Annotated in this window: 18 protein-coding genes; 15 read left to right on the forward strand and 3 right to left on the reverse strand. The window is 68.8% G+C overall.

Features of this window, described 5'->3' with window-relative positions; all coding sequences use genetic code 11:
- Positions 1-17: 17 nt before the first annotated feature.
- The 12 genes from ACFPOU_RS03560 (at position 18) to ACFPOU_RS03615 (ending at position 12,407) form a co-directional block, all read left to right on the forward strand.
- A complete protein-coding gene (locus ACFPOU_RS03560; protein ID WP_379717277.1) occupies positions 18-563 on the forward strand; it encodes a prepilin-type N-terminal cleavage/methylation domain-containing protein in 546 nt (181 codons plus the stop codon).
- Positions 553-1,155 carry a prepilin-type N-terminal cleavage/methylation domain-containing protein gene (locus tag ACFPOU_RS03565; protein WP_379717279.1) on the forward strand — a complete coding sequence of 201 codons (603 nt, stop codon included), beginning with the start codon at positions 553-555 and terminating at the stop codon, positions 1,153-1,155. The genes ACFPOU_RS03560 and ACFPOU_RS03565 overlap by 11 nt, the downstream gene beginning before the upstream one ends.
- The gene (locus ACFPOU_RS03570; protein ID WP_379717281.1) at positions 1,152-2,033 is read left to right on the forward strand and encodes a prepilin-type N-terminal cleavage/methylation domain-containing protein; all 882 of its coding nucleotides are present in this window, start codon (positions 1,152-1,154) and stop codon (positions 2,031-2,033) included. Before ACFPOU_RS03565 ends, ACFPOU_RS03570 begins: the two co-directional genes overlap by 4 nt.
- Positions 2,030-2,509, forward strand: coding sequence for an agglutinin biogenesis protein MshP (locus ACFPOU_RS03575; RefSeq protein ID WP_379717283.1), 480 nt, complete (start codon positions 2,030-2,032; stop codon positions 2,507-2,509). Before ACFPOU_RS03570 ends, ACFPOU_RS03575 begins: the two co-directional genes overlap by 4 nt.
- Positions 2,506-5,568 (forward strand): DUF6701 domain-containing protein, encoded by a 3,063-nt coding sequence (locus ACFPOU_RS03580; RefSeq protein WP_379717285.1) that lies wholly within the window; start codon positions 2,506-2,508, stop codon positions 5,566-5,568. Before ACFPOU_RS03575 ends, ACFPOU_RS03580 begins: the two co-directional genes overlap by 4 nt.
- Before the next feature lie 129 nt (positions 5,569-5,697).
- On the forward strand, positions 5,698-6,639 hold the full coding sequence (locus tag ACFPOU_RS03585; RefSeq protein ID WP_379717287.1) for an agglutinin biogenesis protein MshI: 942 nt from the start codon (positions 5,698-5,700) through the stop codon (positions 6,637-6,639).
- Positions 6,636-7,283, forward strand: a complete 648-nt coding sequence (locus ACFPOU_RS03590) for a PilN domain-containing protein (RefSeq protein WP_379717289.1) — start codon at positions 6,636-6,638, stop codon at positions 7,281-7,283. The genes ACFPOU_RS03585 and ACFPOU_RS03590 overlap by 4 nt, the downstream gene beginning before the upstream one ends.
- Positions 7,280-7,975: a hypothetical protein gene (locus ACFPOU_RS03595; RefSeq protein WP_379717291.1), complete on the forward strand. Its 696-nt coding sequence runs from the start codon at positions 7,280-7,282 to the stop codon at positions 7,973-7,975. Before ACFPOU_RS03590 ends, ACFPOU_RS03595 begins: the two co-directional genes overlap by 4 nt.
- Positions 7,960-8,343 (forward strand): hypothetical protein, encoded by a 384-nt coding sequence (locus ACFPOU_RS03600; RefSeq protein WP_379717293.1) that lies wholly within the window; start codon positions 7,960-7,962, stop codon positions 8,341-8,343. The genes ACFPOU_RS03595 and ACFPOU_RS03600 overlap by 16 nt, the downstream gene beginning before the upstream one ends.
- Positions 8,344-8,371: 28 nt before the next feature.
- Positions 8,372-10,147 (forward strand): pilus (MSHA type) biogenesis protein MshL, encoded by a 1,776-nt coding sequence (gene mshL, locus ACFPOU_RS03605; RefSeq protein WP_379717295.1) that lies wholly within the window; start codon positions 8,372-8,374, stop codon positions 10,145-10,147.
- Entirely contained in the window at positions 10,147-11,037 is an 891-nt protein-coding gene (locus tag ACFPOU_RS03610) for an ExeA family protein (protein WP_379717297.1), read from the forward strand. The genes mshL and ACFPOU_RS03610 overlap by 1 nt, the downstream gene beginning before the upstream one ends.
- Complete coding sequence (locus tag ACFPOU_RS03615; protein WP_379717299.1) at positions 11,034-12,407, forward strand: tetratricopeptide repeat protein; 1,374 nt, start codon at positions 11,034-11,036, stop codon at positions 12,405-12,407. Before ACFPOU_RS03610 ends, ACFPOU_RS03615 begins: the two co-directional genes overlap by 4 nt.
- Before the next feature lie 49 nt (positions 12,408-12,456).
- Here ACFPOU_RS03615 and ACFPOU_RS03620 read toward each other — a convergent pair whose 3' ends face one another.
- Positions 12,457-13,614, reverse strand: a complete 1,158-nt coding sequence (locus tag ACFPOU_RS03620; RefSeq protein ID WP_379717301.1) for a pyridoxal phosphate-dependent aminotransferase — start codon at positions 13,612-13,614, stop codon at positions 12,457-12,459.
- 24 nt (positions 13,615-13,638) lie between these two features.
- Positions 13,639-14,094 (reverse strand): PIN domain-containing protein, encoded by a 456-nt coding sequence (locus ACFPOU_RS03625; RefSeq protein ID WP_379717303.1) that lies wholly within the window; start codon positions 14,092-14,094, stop codon positions 13,639-13,641.
- A gap of 50 nt (positions 14,095-14,144) precedes the next feature.
- On the opposite strand from ACFPOU_RS03625, the gene yaaA reads away from it, so the two are divergent.
- Entirely contained in the window at positions 14,145-14,915 is a 771-nt protein-coding gene (yaaA, locus tag ACFPOU_RS03630; protein WP_379717305.1) for a peroxide stress protein YaaA, read from the forward strand.
- 42 nt (positions 14,916-14,957) lie between these two features.
- Here the strand turns inward: yaaA and ACFPOU_RS03635 are convergent, their stop codons facing one another.
- Positions 14,958-15,794, reverse strand: coding sequence for an outer membrane protein assembly factor BamD (locus ACFPOU_RS03635; RefSeq protein ID WP_379717307.1), 837 nt, complete (start codon positions 15,792-15,794; stop codon positions 14,958-14,960).
- 64 nt (positions 15,795-15,858) lie between these two features.
- Here ACFPOU_RS03635 and ACFPOU_RS03640 point away from each other — a divergent pair, with 64 nt between their 5' ends.
- Positions 15,859-16,893: an RluA family pseudouridine synthase gene (locus tag ACFPOU_RS03640; RefSeq protein ID WP_379717309.1), complete on the forward strand. Its 1,035-nt coding sequence runs from the start codon at positions 15,859-15,861 to the stop codon at positions 16,891-16,893.
- Positions 16,893-17,669, forward strand: coding sequence for a peptidoglycan editing factor PgeF (pgeF, locus tag ACFPOU_RS03645; RefSeq protein WP_379717551.1), 777 nt, complete (start codon positions 16,893-16,895; stop codon positions 17,667-17,669). Before ACFPOU_RS03640 ends, pgeF begins: the two co-directional genes overlap by 1 nt.
- Positions 17,670-17,676: the final 7 nt, after the last annotated feature.

Consider the following 17,676-nt stretch of genomic DNA (forward strand, 5'->3'; position numbering starts at 1 on the left):
GCCTGCATCCCCGACCCTTGCGTCCTGCATCCAGCCGCGGCACCTTCCAGCGTGGCTTCACCATGGTGGAACTCGTCGTCGTCATCATCCTCATCGGCATCATCGGCAGCATCGCCGTCGGCCGCTTCATGGAACGCTCCACCTTCGATACCGTCGCCTGGACCGAGCAGGTCAGGTCGACGCTGCGCTACGCGCAGAAAGTGGCGATCGCCCAGAACCAGCAGGTCTACGTCCACCTGAACGCCGGGCGCATTGCCGTCTGCCTGTCCCCGGACGCCGCCTGCGCCGACCCGGCGTCGCGCGTGCGCGCGCCGGGCGGCGCCAACAGCGGCACCGGGCCGACGCGCGCCGCCTGCGGCGCCGACGACTGGATGTGCGAAGCCGGTCCGGACGGGGGCGCCATGGGCATCCCGGGCGATGGCGGCGCCGCCATCGGCGGCGTCGCCTTCAATGGGCTGGGCCAGGCCGCCATGATCGGCAATGTCAAGGGCAGGCTCGAGATCAAGGGCGACGGCATCGCGCAACTGGTCGGCATCGATCCGGAGACCGGCTATGTCGATTGAACGCCTGCGCGCGCGCCAGCGGGGCGTCACCCTGGTCGAGCTGATCATGTTCATGGTGATCGTCTCGATCGCGCTGGCCGGCATCCTGCAAGTGATGCGCATGACCACCGCCAACAGCGCCGACCCGCTGCGCCGCAAGCAGGCGCTGATGATCGCCGAGGCGCTGCTGGAAGAAGTGCGCCAGGCCGGTTTCACCTATTGCGACCCGCGTTCGGAGAACGCCGCCAGCGCGCCCGACGCCGCCGCCTGCGCAATCCCGGAAAACTGGGGCAACGAAAGCGCGTCCGGCGTCCAGCCGCTGCGGCCCTACGACAACGTCAACGACTACGCCGGCGCCCCCGGCGTGCCGGCCAAGGCCTTCGACAACGGCGCCGGCGAGCTGACCGACGCGCTCGGCCGCAAGATCGACGCCAGCGGCTACACGGCCACCGTCGCCATCGTGCCCGACCAGCTGGGCAGCATCGGCGCCGGCGCGGCCGCCGCCGACAGCAACGCCTTGCGCATCCGCGTCGTGGTCGGCTATGGCGACGGCGAGGCGGTGACCCTGGACGGCTACCGCGCGCGCTACCTGCCGACCGTGGGGTCCGAATGAACGCGCGGCAGCCCCCGCGCGGACAGCGCGGCTTCACCCTGGTCGAGGCGATCGTCGCCATCGTCATCGTCGGCATCATCGGCGCTATCGTCGCCGTCTTCATCCGCGCGCCGATCCAGGGCTATGCCGACAGCGTCGCGCGCGCCGAGACGAGCGACGAGGCCGACCTGGCGCTGCGCCGCATGGCGCGCGAGATCCGCCTGGCGCTGCCCAACAGCGTGCGCGTGAGCGACAGCGGCGACACCATCGAATTCCTGCTGACCAAAACGGGCGGACGCTATCTGGCGGCCGAGGACAACGCCACGAGCGGCCAGCCGCTCGACTTCGTCGACGCCGCCAGGACCAGCTTCACCGTGGTCGGGCGCCTGCAGGCCGACGTCGCGCGCGGCGACAAGGTAGTGGTCTACAACCTCGGCCCGGGGATGGCGCCGGCCGACGCCTACCGCATCAACGACGCCGGCCGCAATATCGCGGAGGTCGCCGCGCCGGCGGCAGCCGGCACCAGCACGCTGCAACTGGTGTCCAACCCGTTCGCGCGCGACGATCCGATGCCGTCGCCGGGGCGCCGCTTCCAGGTCGTCCAGACCCCGGTCACCTACCGCTGCGAAGCGCAGGGCGGCAAGCTGGTGCTGATCCGCTATGCCAGCTATCCGATCCGTGCCGAGCTGGCCGACCCCATGCAGAACGCCGTGTCGTCCGTGCTCGCGCGCCGCGTGGCGAGCTGCGCCAACCTGTTCCGCTACGACCTGGCCGACGTCGAGCTGCGCCGCAGCGCGCTGGTGCTGCTGGCGCTGAGCCTGCATACGCGCGGCGCCGGCGATGCCGACGCCGGCGCACTGCGCCTGGTGCACCAGGTCCATGTCGACAATACGCCATGACGACCCCGGTGACTTCTTCTTCCCACGCCATCGCCAGCCGGCGCCGCAAGAGCGGCGGCGTCGGCATCGTCACCGCGATCTTTCTGCTGGTGGTGCTGGCCGGCCTTGGCGTGGCGCTGGTGAGCGTTTTCAACAGCCAGCAACAGGCCATCCTGCTCGACGAACAGGGCGTGCGTGCCCAGCAGGCCGCGCGCGCCGGCATCGAGTGGGGCTTGTTCCAGCGCCTGAACGGCGCCAGCGGCGGCTGCGCTTCGGGCAGCACCACGGCCGTCGCGCTCGGCGGCGACGTGCTCGACAAGTTCACCGTCAGCGTCGCCTGCACCAGGGTCGAGGGGCCCGCCGTGGCCGCGGGCGAACCCGCGCTCGACCGCTGGATCATCCGCGCGACCGCCTGCGCGCCCGCGCGGCAGGGCGTCTGCCCGGAGCGCTGGAACAATCCGGACTATGTGCGCCGCGTGCTGGAGGTACAGATTTGAAACGCTCGATCATGCAGGCACTGCGCCTGCTGGCACTGGCGCTGCCGATGCTGCTGGCCGGCACCGGGGGCGCGCGCGCCGACACCCCGGTCGCGCTGTGGAAGGCCTTCGACGGCCGCGTCAATTTCACCGGCACCCAAATTACGCTGCGCACCAGGGCCAATGGCAACGGCAAGGGCACTACGTTCTCCTGCGCGGTGGCCGCGCCCAGTACCAACCTCACCGCCAGCTTGAGCATCCCGACCGGCGCGACGGTCGTCTCGGCCCAGCTCTACTGGGCCGGTTCCGGCGTTCCCGACAATACCGTCACCTTCCAGAACACCCAGGTCACCGCCAGCCGCCAGTACACGTCGAACACGATCGGCGGCGGCTATACCTACTTCAGCGGCGTGGCCGACGTGACCGGCCTCGTCAAGGGCAGCGGCACCTACAATTTTTCCGGCCTGACGGTGTCGAACGGCGACCCCTGGTGCGATGTGCAGGGCGTCCTCGGCGGCTTTTCGCTGCTGGTGGTGTATTCCCATTCCAGCCAGCCCGAGCGGGTCTTGAACGTGTACGAAGGCTTCCAGCATGTACGCAACGGCAAGGTCGAAGTCAATGCCAGCAATTTCCGCTGGGCCAATCCAGTCCTGCCGGTCAAGGAAACGGCGCGGGTGGGCCATATCAGCTGGGAAGGCGACGGGACGCTGGCCCAGGATGGCGAGCGCCTGGTGTTCGAGGGTACCGAGGTGTTCGACACCCTGAACCCGGCCGGCAACCAGTTCAATTCGTCGAGCAACATCAACAACAGCAACAGCTCGTACGGCATCGACTTCGACGCCTACGATACCTCGGTGACGATGGGGATGGGCCATGACGCGGTCGTCACGACCGTCTACGAGACCGGCCAGGACATGGTGCTGCTGAACGCCGAGATCCTGGTGGTGCCGACCCTGCCGGTATCGGACCTGGCGATCAAGGTCGCGCGTGCCGGCGCGCTCAAGATCGGCACCGACGTCGACTACACCGTCACCGTCACGAACAACGGGCCGTACACCGAGTCGGGCACCATCACCGCGAAATACACCCTGCCCGAGGGCATGGCCTACGTTTCCGCGACGGTGACCGGATGGTCGTGCAGCGCCAGCCTCAACGCCGGCACCTGCACCTACACCAAGGGGCTGGCCCCGGGCGCCGGCGCGCCCACGCTGATGCTGCGCGCCCGGGTAACCACGACCGGCCAGAAGGTCTTCACGGTCACGGTAGAGGGCAAAGCCACCGACGACAACCTGGCCAACAACACGGCTTCCGACTCGGGCATCGCCACCAATGCCGACGGCACCACCACCGCACCCGAGAAACCGCCGGCCTACGTCTTCACCGACGGCGCCTGCAAGGCGAACGTCGCCATCGGCGCGACCGGACAGTGCACGAAGTACGCGGCCGCCACTGTCGGCGGGCGTGCGGCGCCGATCTTCGTCACTGCCGTCGACACGGCCGGAATGCCGGTTCCTGCCAATAGCAGCAAGGAGGTCACGGCATCGCTCGAATTCATGCTCGAATGCATCAATCCGGCCGCCGGCAGCGTCAAGCCGACGTATGCGGGCACGCCGGTTCCCGTCTGCGCCGCGAAAAACGCGCTCGCGGCCTGGTCGGCCCCGGTCGCGATCGCTTTTCCGAAGGGCGCGGTCTCGGTGTCGCAGTCCCTGGTGTACGCCGATATCGGCAAGATCAGGCTCAACCTGCGCGACGGCGCGGCCATCTCGAGCACCGAGGTGTTCGTCAGCGCGCCCGCGAAGATCGGATTCAGGCGCATCAGCTACGGCGGCTTCGACAATCCGAAGTCGACGGTTGGCAGCGGCACCGGCTTCGCGCCGGCCGGCGCGGTCGTCAAGCTCGAGATCGGCGCTCTGCTCGACGGCAATACCGCATTCGCGCCGAATTTTGGCAACGAAAGTCCCGTACCGCAGGTGGCGCTCAGCCGGTCCGCCATTGCCGGGGTCGCGCTCGACGACCTGGGCGCGCTCACGCCGACGGGCGAAGCCGCCTGGGCGGGCGGGACTCTGAGCACGGGCGCCACCTGGAGCGAGGTCGGCGCGGTCCATTTCGCGGCCGGCCTGTCCGACCCGGACAAGTCGGGCGATCCGGCCAGGGACAACCTGTATTTCAACGTGCCGGTCCTTGGCAGCAGCGAGCCGGTCGGGCGCTTCTATCCCGCCTATTTCAAGACCGAGGCGAGCGGTCCCTTCGACTGTCCGGCGGCGAGCGCCTGCGTGCGCCCGGAGAAGGGCGCCGCCTTCTCGGGGCAGCCGTTCAATGTCACGGTCGAAGCGTACGGCGCCCTGAACCAGAAACTGAAGAATTTCAAGGGCGCCTGGTTCAAGCCGGTCAACCTGCATGCCGCCCAGAGCGCGGGCGGTGCGCTGTTGGCGCGCAAGTTCACGCCGCTGCCGCCCGCGGTCGCCGGCATGGGCGCGGCCAATCCGGTGACCTATGTGCTCGAGTCGGGCTACCAGGATGCGACGCCGCGCGCGACGACCGTCAGCCCGCCGACGATGGTCCATGCACGCGCCACCGCCACCGAGTCGACGGTCGCCGGCAACGTGGAAATCAGTTCGCAGCGCAGCGGCGAAGTGTCCGACGAGGGCGGCATCCTGGTACTGAGCGGGCGCACCCGGCTGCCCAACGCGATCGGCAGCGACCTGCTGCAAACCCCGCTCGCGCTGCGTGCCGAATACTGGTCGGGCACGGGCGGCTGGCTGGTCGTGCCCGGCTATGCCGAGGCGCGCCCCTTCAGCGAAAGCGCGCTGAGCTTCAGTAACTGCAGCGGCGGTTTCCTCGATGCCGGTGCGTGCAAGCTGGCCGTCCTCGGCGCCAGGACCCCGCAGACGGTGGAATACAAGAAAGGGGGCGCCGTCCTGTGGCTGCGCGCGCCCGGCAAGCGCGACGGCGGGGCTGCCACCAGCGGCCGCTTCAGCGTGAAGTACGACAGCGCACCCTGGCTGCCGAGCACCACCGGACGCGTCACCTTCGGCAGCCATCGCAGTCCCCTCATCTACGTGCGCGAAATGTATTTCTGAACGTCCGGCGCCAGTGTGGCAATCCGGGTTGTCGGGCGCCGATTTATTTCGATGTTTCACTCGTTCTTGAATATAATCAAGCTTTTACGGTGACGACGTCAGACATCGCTCCACTCGACAACGGTCCGCATGCGTTTTTTTAGAAAAGCAAAAAGAAGGGAAGGGTGGCTTGCCATCGCGCTGCAGCGCGACGGCCTGGCCGCCGTCAGCATGCAGACCGCGCCCGGCACCCGTCCCCAGGTGCGCCAGGCCGTGTTCTATCCGGGCGCGAACCACGCCGAGCTGCTCGACAAGGCCGGGCGCGAACTGCATGCCCATGCCTGTCGCGCGATCACCGTCCTCAACGGCGGTGAATACCAGATCCTCTCGGTCGACGCGCCCAACGTGGCGCCGGACGAACTGAAGACCGCCGTGCGCTGGCGCCTGAAGGACATGCTCGATTTCCACGTCGACGACGCCACGGTCGACGTGCTCGACCTGCCGGTCGACCCGAACGCCGCCGTGCGCGCCCAGCATTCGATGTTCGCGGTTGCCGCGCGCAACAGCATCATCGAGGCGCGCCAGAAACTGTTCAATGCGGCCAAGGTCGAGCTCTCCGTGATCGACATCCCTGAAATGGCGCAGCGCAATATCTCGGCCCTGGTCGAGCCGCCGGGACGCGGCGTGGCCATGCTCTCGTTCGGCGACGAAGGCGGCTTGCTGACCGTGTCCTACCGGGGCGAGCTGTACCTGGCGCGCCGCATCGATATCGGCCTCGACCAGTTGCTCGACGCGGACATCGACCGCCGCAACGCGGTGTTCGATCGCGTCACCCTCGAGCTGCAGCGCTCGCTCGACAATCTCGAGCGCCAGTATTCCTTCATCAGCGTGGCCAAGCTGGTGCTGGCGCCGTCCACCGTGCAGGGCCTCGACGACTACCTCTCGAGCAACCTCTACACGCCGGTCGACACGCTCGACCTGTCGGCCCTGTTCGATATCGAGCGCACGCCGGAACTGGCCGACAAGCTGCTGCAACAACGTTTCCTGGTGCCCCTGGGCGCCGCCCTGCGCCACGAGGAGACGGTGCTGTGAGCCAGCAGATCAACCTGTTCAACCCGGTATTCCTGCAGCAGAAAAAGATTTTCTCCGCGCGCGCGATGGCCGGCGCGCTGCTGTTGCTGTTCGTGGGCACGGCGGCCCTCAATGTCTACGGCAACCTGCGCGTACAGGCCTTGCAGCGGCAGGCCGACGCCGGCGCCGTCCAGCTGACCCAGAAGCAGGCGCGCCTGGCCGGCGTCGTCCAGGAATTCGCGCCGCGCCAGAAGAGCGCCGAGGTCGAGGCCGAACTGGCGCAAGCCGAAACCCAGCTGGCCACCTTGCGCGACGTGGCGGGCGTGCTCGAACGCGGCGAACTCGGCAACACCCAGGGATATGCCGAATACTTCCGCGCCCTGGCGCGCCAGCATGTCGACGGCCTCTGGCTGACGGGCGTGTCCATCACCGGCGCCGGCATCGACCTGGGCGTGCGCGGCCGCGCGCTCGACCCGCAGCGGGTGCCGGGCTACCTGAACCGGCTGACGGGCGAAGCCATCATGCGCGGCAAGTCCTTCGGCAGCCTCTCGATCAGCCAGGGCGCGCCCGGCAGCCGCGTCGACGAGGCGGGCAAGGGCGTGGCCGTGCCGGCGCCGTATGTCGAATTCAGCCTGCAGTCGACACCGGAAGGAGCCAGGCCGTGAAGGACCGACTCGCCAGGCTCGCCACCCGGGTCGACGCGCTGACGCTGCGCGAACGGGTGCTGCTGTTCGCCGCCGTGGCCGCGACCTGTGTCTTCCACATGCATTTCTTCGGCCTGGGGCCGATGTTCGCCAAGCAGGACGCGCTGCGCAAGCAGATCGTGCAGCAGCAGAACAACCTGGCCGGCATCGACGACGAGATCCGCGCGAAGGTGCTCGCTTCCCAGGTCGATCCGGACGCGCCGACGCGCGCGCGCATCGCCGCCGTGCGCGCCGAGCTCGACGGCCTGGCCACCAGCCTGCGCGCGATGCAGCACGGCCTGGTGCCGCCCGAGCGCATGGCGCCGCTGGTCGAGGCCATCCTGCGCGCCAACGGCCGCCTGCAACTGGTGTCGATGCGCACGCTGGCGGTCGAGCCGGTGCTGGGAACGGCCAGGCCGCGGGCGGCGGCCGCGCCCGCGCCCGCTCCGGAAAGCGCCGGCGCCAAGCCGGACGCCCTGCTGTACCGCCATGGCGTCGAGGTGACGGTGCGCGGCAACTACCTCGACATGGTCGGCTACATGGGCGCGCTCGAATCGATGCCGACCCAGCTGTTCTGGGGGCGCGCCCAGCTCGATGCCGAAACCTGGCCCAGTTCGCGCCTGACCCTGACCCTGTACACCCTGAGCCTGGACGCGAAATGGATGAAGCTGTGAAGCGCTCCCTGGCCTGCCTGCTGCTCGCATGCGCCGGCGCCGCCGGCGCCCAGGCGCTGCATGATCCGACCCGCCCACCGGCCAGCCTGGCCGCGCCGCAGGCGGGCGCCGGCGCGGCCGCCGCAGGGCCGGCCGCGCAGCCGGCGCCGCGCCTGCAATCGGTGCTGGTCGGACGCCAGCCGGGCGGGCGTTCGGTGGCCGTGATCGACGGCGAAACCCTGCGCGTGGGCGAGCTCTACAAGGGCGCCCGCGTGACGCGCATCGGCCAGGACGAAGTGGAACTGCGGCGCGGCGGCGCGCGCCAGGTCTTGAAACTGAATGCTGCCGCGGCCCTCGGCCACGGCATCGAGCGGATACCGAATCAATGAAGGACCAGCAATGACGGACAGGACACCGATGCGACACACTTCCCTCCTGGCGGCGCTGGCCGCCGGCGCGCTGCTGGCCGGCTGCCAGGGCACGCCGCCGCACCAGACCTACGACGCCATCAAGCGCGAAGTGGCCAGCGCCGGCGCCGGCGCCGCCGACAGCAAGGCCGCCAGCGCCGAGGAGGCGGTCGCGAACGCCTTGCTGCCGCCGGCCTCCAGCCTCGCGCGCGAGCTGCCGAAGGCCCGTCCGGCCCTGGAAGAGCGCTTCAACGTCGCCTTCAACAACGTCCCGGCCCAGCAGTTCTTCCGCTCGATCGTGGCCGGCACGCGCTACAACATGCTGGTCCATCCCGAAGTAAGCGGCAGCATCAGCGCCAACCTGAAGGACGTGACCCTGGCCGAAACCCTGGAAGCCGTGCGCGAGATGTACGGCTACGACTACAAGATCGACGGCACCAGGATCACGGTGCGGCCGCTGACCATGCAGACCCGGATGTTCCACGTGAACTACCTGGTCGGCAGCCGGCGCGGCTCGTCGAACCTGCGCGTGACCTCGACCTCGGTGTCGAACGCCGGCGCCAGCGGCAACGGCGGCAACAACCAGGGCCAGCAGGGCAACGGCCCGAACCAGAACGGCAACAACCAGAACGGCAACAATGGCGGCGCCACCCAGGTCGACAGCACCGACGTCAACACGCTCTCGAACAGCGACTTCTGGGTCGACCTGAAGGCGGCCATCGAAGCGATCGTCGGCTCGAAGGACGGCGGGCGCAGCGTCGTCGTCAGCCCGCAGTCGGGCGTGCTCGTGATCCGCGCCATGGCCGAGGAACTGCGCAACGTCGACATGTACCTGAAAGCGACCCAGCTGTCGGTCGACCGCCAGGTGATCCTGGAAGCGAAGATCCTGGAAGTGGAATTGAACGACCAGTTCCAGAGCGGCATCAACTGGGCGAGCTTCTCCTCGATCGGCAGCGCGCGCAACAACCGGGTGTCGACCGGCGTCATCGGGCCGGGCGGGGCGCTCGCGCCGCTGCCTTTCGGGGGCGGCCAGCCGCCGGTGATCAGCAACGGTCGCGGCCTGGCCGCGAGCACCGGTTTCTCGCTCTCGAACGCGGCCAATGCCGCCGGCGCCCTGTTCGGCTTTGCCTTCCAGACGAATAATTTCGCGACCCTGATTTCGCTGCTCGAGCAGCAGGGCACGGTCCACGTGCTGTCGAGCCCGCGCGTGGCCGCCGTCAACAACCAGAAGGCGGTGCTGAAGATCGGCACCGACGAATTCTTCGTCACCGGCGTGACCACCACGACCAATACCAGCGCGACCGGCAACACGGTCACGCCGAGCGTCACCCTGCAGCCCTTCTTCTCGGGCGTGGTGCTGGACGTGACGCCGCAGATCGACGAGAAGGGCAACATCCTGCTGCACGTACATCCCTCGGTGAGTCAGGTGACGACCATCACCAAGGGCATCGACCTCGGTTCGGCCGGTTCGCTGACGCTGCCGCTGGCCGCATCCTCGACCTCGGAACTGGACAGTATTGTCCGCGGCCAGGACGGGCAGGTGGTGGCCGTCGGCGGCCTGATGCGCCAGGCCTCGAGCGACGACACCAGCGGCCTGCCCGGCGCGGGCCGGATGCCGGTGCTGGGGGCGCTGTTCCGCAACAAGAACAAGGTCAATCAAAAGCGCGAGCTGGTGGTGCTGATCAAGCCGACCATCGTCGACAGCGCCAGTAACTGGAGCCAGGACCTGCTCGATACCACGCGCCGCATCGAGTCCCTGGACCCGCGCTCGCTGGAGCGCAAGTAATGTACGCAGCGCATTTCGGCTTGCGCGAACTGCCGTTCGGGATCACCCCCGACACGAGTTTCTTTTTCGGCAGTCCGCATTCGCAGGAAGCGCTCAACACCTTGCTGATCGCCGCGCGCAGCGGCGAAGGTTTCATCAAGATCACCGGCGAGGTCGGCACCGGCAAGACGCTCCTGTGCCGCAAGTTCATGGCCACCCTGGGCGAGGATTTCGTCACCGCCTACATCCCCAATCCGTTCCTCGAGCCACGCACGCTGATCCTGGCCCTGGCCGACGAACTCGAGATCGTCCTCGAGCGCGAGGTCGACCAGCACCGCCTGCTCAAGTCGATCATGCAGCGCCTGCTGGACCTGGCGCGCCAGGGCAAGCGCGTGCTGCTTTGCCTGGACGAGGCCCAGGCCATTCCCGTCGAAAGCCTGGAAGCGCTGCGTCTCCTGACCAACCTGGAAACGGAAAAGCGCAAGCTGCTGCAAATCGTCCTGTTCGGCCAGCCGGAACTGAACCGCAAGCTCGAACTCGAAACGATCCGCCAGCTGGCCCAGCGCATCACCTTTCATTACCACCTCGGCCCCCTGAGCCGCGACGATCTCGATTTCTATATTGCGCACCGGCTGCGCGTGGCCGGCTACGGCGGCACGCGCCTGTTCTCGCCGGCGGCCGTGAAATGCCTGTTCCGCGCCAGCGGCGGCATCCCGCGCCTGGTCAACATCCTGGCCCACAAGGCGCTGATGCTGTGCTACGGCGAGGGCAAGCAGGTCGTCGCCGCTTCCCATGTGAACGGCGCCGCGCGCGACACGGTCGCGCCGAAGCGCCGGCTCTGGCCCTACCTGGCCGGCGCCGGCGCGCTGGCCGGCATGGCGGCCGGACTTGCCTGGACCTTCGCACGATGAGCCTGATCAACAAGATGCTGCAAGACCTCGATGCGCGCGGTACCACCCGCGCCGAAGGGGTGCCGCCTGAAATCAAGACCGTGAGCGCCGAACCGCGGCGCGTGTCGCCCCTGCGCATCGCCGCCGTCACGGCCGCCCTGCTGGTGGCCGCGCTGGGGGTGGCGGCCTGGGTCGTGCTGCCGCTCGAGGGCGACAGCTACAAGGCCCAACCCTTGCCGCCGGCCGCGCCGGCGCCGCTCGCGCCTGTGACGCCGCCCGCGACGCCGCCGGTAGCCGCCGGGCAGGCAAGGGTGGCGGCGCCGGCGCCGCACGCCGAACCTGAACCTGAACCCGCACCCGCACCCGCACCCGAACCGGCGCCGCCGACCGCCGCACCGGCGCCGGCCGTCGCGGCGGCGCGGGCGTCCAGGCCCGCCGTCCCGGCCGCCGCCGGCAAGGAAGCGGCGCGCGCCGGGCCTGCGCCCCGAATGGCCGAGATGGACGAGATAGCCGATGCCGACGCCCGCGCCGCCGCCAGCACCACGTCCTGGGCGGTGGCCAGCGAACGCGCCCGCGCCGAGCGGGAACGGCTCGCCAGGCGCTGGAAGGCCGAGGACAGCCGGCTGGCGGCGCTGGCGCCGTCCGAGCGGCGCGAGGGCGAACGCAAGCTGCGCGAGGAACAGGCGCGCGCCGCCGCCAGGGCCCGGTACGATGACGCCTGGCTGGCCGCGCTCCAGCGCAAGGAAGCGGCCGGCGGCAACGTCGCCGTCGATGCCGCGCCCACGCCCGCGCAGCAGGCGCGCGGCCCGGGCCGGGTCGAAACCAGCGGCCAGGGCGCGGAAAACGCCTACCGGCGCGCGCTCGCGAGCCTGCAGGACGGCCGCGCCGGCGAGGCGATCGCCGGCCTGCAGCAGACCCTGCGCCTCAATCCGCGCCACGAAGCGGCGCGCCAGACCCTGGTCAGCCTGCTGGTCGAAAACAACCGCGGCGACGAAGCCATGATCCAGCTCGGGCAAGCCCTGGCGCTCGACCCGCGCCAGCCGGCGCTGGCCATGCTCCTGGCGCGTTTGCAGATCGAACGGGGAAAAAGCGGCATCGAGGCCTTGCAGCGCACCTTGCCGCATGCCGCCGGGAATGGCGAATACCATGCCTTCCTGGGCGGCGCGCTCCAGCGCCACGGGCGCCTGCGCGAAGCGGCCGAGCAGTACGAGACAGCCTTGCGCACGGCGCCGGACAATGCCGTGTGGTGGATGGGGCTGGGCATCGCGCTGCACGGCGACAAGCGCCATGCCGAGGCAGGCGACGCGTTCCGGCAGGCGAAGGCGCTGGGCACCTTGTCGCCGGAGCTGCACGCCTTCGTCGAGCGCAGGTTGCAGCAGCTCGCGCGCTGAGCGCCTATCCTATTCCCGCAGGCCGGCGGCGCCGCCGGCGCGTCGGCCGCTATACGCTGGCCAGCCGCGCGAGTGCCAGGCGCAGGGTCGCCTCTTCCTTCGCAAAGCAGAAGCGCACGATGCCCGTTTCCTTCTTGCTGGTGTAGAAGGCCGACACCGGGATCGCCGCCACTTTCAACGCCGTCGTCAGCCAGCGCGCAAACGCCGCTTCCGGCAGGTCCGACACGGCCCGGTAATCCACGCACTGGAAATAGGTGCCGTCCGCCGGCAGCAGGCGCAGGCGGGTGTGCGCCAGGCCGGCCCGGAACAGGTCGCGCTTGCGCTGGTAGAAATCGGACAGTCCCAGGTAGGGCGCCGGGTCGTGCAGGTAGGCGGCCAGCCCGTGCTGCATGGGGGTGTTCACGGTGAACACGTTGTACTGGTGTACCTTGCGAAATTCGGCCGTGAGCGCGGCGGGCGCGGCCACGTAGCCGACCTTCCAGCCGGTGACGTGGAAGGTCTTGCCGAAGCTGGAAACGACGAACGCGCGCGCGGCCAGGCCGGGATGGCTGGCCACCGAGACATGCTGCTGGCCGTCGTAGACCATGTGCTCGTAGACCTCGTCCGACAGGATCAGGATATCGGTGCCGGCGACGATCGCCGCCAGCTGGTCGAGGTCGGCGCGGCGCAAAACCGAACCGGTCGGGTTGTGCGGCGAATTGATCACGATCAGGCGCGTGCGCGGCGTGACAGCGGCGGCCAGCCTTTGCCAGGGCAGGCTGTAGCCGTCCTCGCCCAGGTCCATTTCCAGCGGCACGACCACGCCCCCGGCCAGCGCGATCGCCGGCGCATAGCTGTCGTAGGCCGGCTCGACGACGATCGCCTCGTCGCCCGGATGCATGCAGCACAGGATGGCCGTGGTCAGGGCCTGGGTGGCGCCGGCCGTGACCGTGATCTCGGCGGCGGCGTCGTACCGGCGGCCGTACAGTGCGGCGATCTTGGCGGCGATGGCTTCGCGCAGCGCCGGCACGCCGGTCATCATGGGGTACTGGTTGTGGCCGGCCCGCATGGCCTCGCTGACCGCGTCGACCAGGCGCGGGTCGCAGCCAAAATCGGGAAAGCCCTGGCCGAGGTTGACGGCGCCATGCTCGACGGCCAGCGCCGACATGGTGGAAAAAACGGTGGTGCCCACCAGGGGCAGGCGCGATTGCAGGGCAGGGCTATTCATCGGAAGGAAGAAAATTGCGGTGGCTTATTCTAGCGCGCCGGTGGCCTGCTGCGCGATCCAGACCTCGGGCAGCATGATCCGGAACATCCCGGCCTGGCTCGTCTTGCGGTTGAGCTTCAAGAGCGCCTTGTCCTTGGTGATGAGGGTCGCGGCGCCGGCATCGCGCGCCAGTTCCAGGAATTTCTGGTCGTCGCGGTCGGTGCAGACCGGCAGGCGCACGGGCCGGCTGGCCGGCGCGACGACCGCGATCAGCGTGTCGAAACGCGCGGCGGCAAGGGCGCGGCTGTCGTCGTCGAGCGGCAGGTGCGGATAGCGCAGCACGACCAGGTATTCCTCGCGGCAGTCGGCGCGGGTGACCGCCTGCAAGGCGCCGCCCTCGAGTGCCTGCAGCAAGGGTGCCCAACGCGGGTCGCGAAAAACGAACAGGTCGAGGCAGACATTGGTGTCGATGACGATGGGTGGCGTGGAAGCGGGTATCATGTGGGAAATCTTTTCGCCTGCGTAATGTAAATGAATGAGCTTGCGTGTTTATGCTGATCGTCCTATCGCCCGCCAAGTCGCTCGACCTCGACACCCCCAGTCCCACCCGCCAGCACACGCTGCCCGACTTTACCCAGCAGGCCGCCCGGCTGATCGGCGTGCTGCGCGACCTCTCGCCCGGCCAGGTCGGCGACCTGATGCACATTTCGGATACCCTGTCCGTCCTGAACGTGGCCCGGTACGCGAGCTGGACGCTCGACCATGCCGACGGCTACCAGGCGGCGATGGCCTTCAACGGCGACGTATATGCGGGGCTCGACGCGCGCAGCCTGGCGCCGGCGGCGATCGACTTCGCCCAGCGCCGCCTGCGCATCCTGTCCGGCCTGTATGGCCTGCTGCGACCGCTCGACCTGATCCACCCATATCGGCTGGAAATGGGCACCAGGCTGGAAACGCCCGGCGGCAAGGACTTGTATGCGTTCTGGGGCGACACCATCACCCGCGCCCTCAACGCCGAGCTTGCCGCGACGCGGTCGGCGGCGCTGATCAACCTCGCTTCCGAAGAATACTTCAGGTCGGTCAAGCCCGGGCTGCTGGACGCGCCGGTGATCGCGCCGGTGTTCCAGGACTGGAAGAACGGCCAGTACAAGATCATCTCGTTCTACGCCAAGCGGGCGCGCGGGACGATGGCGCGCTTTGCGATCGAGAACGCAATCACGGACCCGCAAGACTTGAAAGGATTCGACGTCGGCGGCTACGCTTTCGTCGCCGCCGAATCGACGCAGCACAGCTGGCTGTTCCGGCGCAAGGCCGTGGCCTGAGAGCGGCGGGCCGGCGGCACGGCGCCGCGCGCCGGGTCGCGCTTATTTCAAGACGTCCGCGGGCGCCGCTTTCGGTCCCGACTTGGCCCAGAACTGCCACCAGGGCGCGTCGCCCCTGGCGTTGGGATTGAGGAAGCGGCTGTTCGGATAGTTCAGGGTCAGCACGCGCTGGGCGTCGTCGCGCAGGGACAGCATGCCGAGGCGGTCGTAGCTGCGCACCATGATGAACAGCGCTTCTTCGCGCGCCGGCGCACCGGCGTAGTCGGCCACGGCATTCTGGGCGCGGTTGAGGGCGGCAAGGTAGGCGCCGCGGCGGTAGTAGTAGTTCGCCACGTGCACTTCATAAGAAGCCATCGCGTTGATCAGGTAATTCATGCGCGCGATCGCGTCGGGCGTGTATTTGCTGTTCGGGAACTTGTCGACCAGGGCCTTGAAGGCGGCGAAGGCTTCGCGCGTCGCCTTCGGGTCGCGCTCGGTCGGGTCCTGGGAGTAGATCACGCTAAGGAAGCCGATCTGGTCGTTGAAGTTGATCAGGCCGCGCAGGTAGTACATGTAGTCGACCTGCGGGTGATTCGGGTGCAGCTTGATGAAGCGCTCGACCGCGGCCAGGGCCTCGGCCTGGTCCTGCGACTTGTAGTGCGCATAGGCGATTTCCATCTGCGCCTGGGTGGCATAGGTCCCGAACGGGTAGTTCGCTTCGAGGCGCTGGAACAGCTTGATCGCGGCCTCGTAACGGGCGCCGGCCATCTCCTCGCGTGCCTCGGCGTATAATTTCTCCGCTGACCACTTTGCGGTCTCGTCGGCCTTTTCAGGCAAGAGCCCGCAGCCAGACAGACTTAGCAGGACACTTGTAGCAACCACCAACAGTTTTTTTTGCATAGCTTTTTGCAGAAAAGTTTTACCGAGATTCAACGAACGGCTGATTATAGCCGATGGGACTGACGTGATATTAACTCCTGCGCCGATTTCGGCGGATTTGCCCCTGGACCCCGATTTCGACGACGAGATCGACACCGAGTTGCTTGCCCCGAGCGGCATCGATCTCTCCCCGATCACCCTGCACCTTGACGAGTCCGCTTGCGGCCAGCGCCTGGACAAGGTCGTCGCCGCGCTCGTGCCGCAGTTCTCGCGCAGCCGCCTGCAGCTCTGGTTCGACGGCGGCCATGTGCTGGTCGACGGCAAGACCGCGCGCGGCAAAGACACGGCCTACGGCGACGAAACGGTCGAGGTGCTGCCCCAGCCGGCCCCCGAAGACACGGCGTTTGCACCGGAAGACATCGCACTGAACATCGTCCATGAGGACGAGCACATCCTCGTCATCAACAAGCCGGCCGGCCTGGTCGTGCACCCCGGCGCCGGCAACTGGTCGGGCACGCTGCTGAACGGCCTGCTGCACCATGCACCGCAGCTGGGCTCGGTGCCGCGCGCCGGCATCGTGCACCGCCTGGACAAGGACACGAGCGGCCTGATGGTGGTCGGCAAGACCCTGGCCGCGCAGACCGATCTGGTACGCCAGTTGCAGGCGCGCAGCGTCAAGCGCGAATATTTCGCCCTGGTCTGGGGCACGCCGCTGCTGTCGGGCACCATCGACGCGTCGATGGGCCGCCATCCGAAAGACCGCGTCAAGATGGCGGTCTCGACCAGCCTGGGCGCGAAACCGGCGATCACCCACTATGCGCGCATCGCCGAAGGCATGCTCGACCGCCGTCCGGTAAGCCTGGTGCAGTGCCGCCTGGAGACGGGCCGCACCCACCAGATCCGCGTGCACATGCTGTCGATCGGGTTCGGCCTGGTGGGCGATTCGGTCTACGGCAAGACCCACCTTTCCCCGGTGTTCCACCGCCAGGCGCTGCAGGCACGCCGCCTGGGCCTGGTGCATCCGGCCACGGGCGAGCAGTGCGAGTGGGTGGTGCCGCTGGCCGAGGATTTCGCCGCCCTGATCGCGCGGGCCGGCATTGCCGAACCGGACGCGGCATGATGGAAGAGGGCGATCTCGTCATTCCGGATTGGCCGGATGCGCCCGCCAACGTCGGCGCGCTGGCGACGACCCGGCGCGGCGGCGTCTCGCGCGCGCCGTATGACGACGGACGCGGCGCCGGCGGCCTGAACCTGGGCTTGCACGTCGCCGACGATCCGGCGCATGTGGCCGAGAATCGCGCGCGCCTGCAGGCGCTGCTGCCCGGCCGGCCGGCCTGGATCGCGCAGGTGCACGGGACCGACGTGGTCGACGCCGCCAGCGTCGGTCCCGGCCAGCCGGTGCGCACCGGCGACGCCAGCATTGCCGGCGCGCCCGGCATCGTGTGCGCCATCCTCACCGCCGACTGCCTACCGGTGCTGTTTGCCGACCGCGCAGGCAAGGTGGTCGGCGCGGCCCATGCCGGCTGGCGCGGACTGGCCGGCGGCGTGCTGGGGCAGACGGTGGCGCGCATGCGCGCGGCCGGGGCCGGGGAAGTGACGGCCTGGATGGGACCGGCCATCGGGCCGCAAGCCTTCGAGGTCGGGAAGGATGTGTTCGACACCTTCACGCGCGCCTTGCCGGGCATCGACGTCGGCTTCGCGTTCACCGCGCATCCCGCCCACCCGGGCAAATATCTTGCCGACATGTTCGCGCTGGCGCGCCTGATGCTGGCCGCCGCCGGCGTCAGCAGCGTCGCCGGCGGCGGCGACTGCACGGCCACCCAGGCCGACCGTTTTTATTCATACCGGCGCGACGGCGTGACGGGACGCCAGGCGAGTTTGATCTGGCTCAAGTAATGCTTCC

Source organism: Massilia jejuensis (assembly GCF_042656795.1).
Lineage (GTDB): Bacteria > Pseudomonadota > Gammaproteobacteria > Burkholderiales > Burkholderiaceae_D > Telluria > Telluria jejuensis.

Coding starts and splice junctions, on each gene's coding strand:
- ACFPOU_RS03615 (WP_379717299.1), top strand. CDS start 11,034: ATGAGCCTGATCAACAAGATGCTGCAAGACCTCGATGCGCGCGGTACC.
- mshL (WP_379717295.1), top strand. CDS start 8,372: ATGCGACACACTTCCCTCCTGGCGGCGCTGGCCGCCGGCGCGCTGCTG.
- ACFPOU_RS03620 (WP_379717301.1), bottom strand. CDS start 13,614: ATGAATAGCCCTGCCCTGCAATCGCGCCTGCCCCTGGTGGGCACCACC.
- ACFPOU_RS03610 (WP_379717297.1), top strand. CDS start 10,147: ATGTACGCAGCGCATTTCGGCTTGCGCGAACTGCCGTTCGGGATCACC.
- ACFPOU_RS03625 (WP_379717303.1), bottom strand. CDS start 14,094: ATGATACCCGCTTCCACGCCACCCATCGTCATCGACACCAATGTCTGC.
- ACFPOU_RS03570 (WP_379717281.1), top strand. CDS start 1,152: ATGAACGCGCGGCAGCCCCCGCGCGGACAGCGCGGCTTCACCCTGGTC.
- ACFPOU_RS03600 (WP_379717293.1), top strand. CDS start 7,960: ATGGATGAAGCTGTGAAGCGCTCCCTGGCCTGCCTGCTGCTCGCATGC.
- ACFPOU_RS03565 (WP_379717279.1), top strand. CDS start 553: ATGTCGATTGAACGCCTGCGCGCGCGCCAGCGGGGCGTCACCCTGGTC.
- ACFPOU_RS03585 (WP_379717287.1), top strand. CDS start 5,698: ATGCGTTTTTTTAGAAAAGCAAAAAGAAGGGAAGGGTGGCTTGCCATC.
- yaaA (WP_379717305.1), top strand. CDS start 14,145: ATGCTGATCGTCCTATCGCCCGCCAAGTCGCTCGACCTCGACACCCCC.
- ACFPOU_RS03575 (WP_379717283.1), top strand. CDS start 2,030: ATGACGACCCCGGTGACTTCTTCTTCCCACGCCATCGCCAGCCGGCGC.
- ACFPOU_RS03635 (WP_379717307.1), bottom strand. CDS start 15,794: ATGCAAAAAAAACTGTTGGTGGTTGCTACAAGTGTCCTGCTAAGTCTG.
- pgeF (WP_379717551.1), top strand. CDS start 16,893: ATGGAAGAGGGCGATCTCGTCATTCCGGATTGGCCGGATGCGCCCGCC.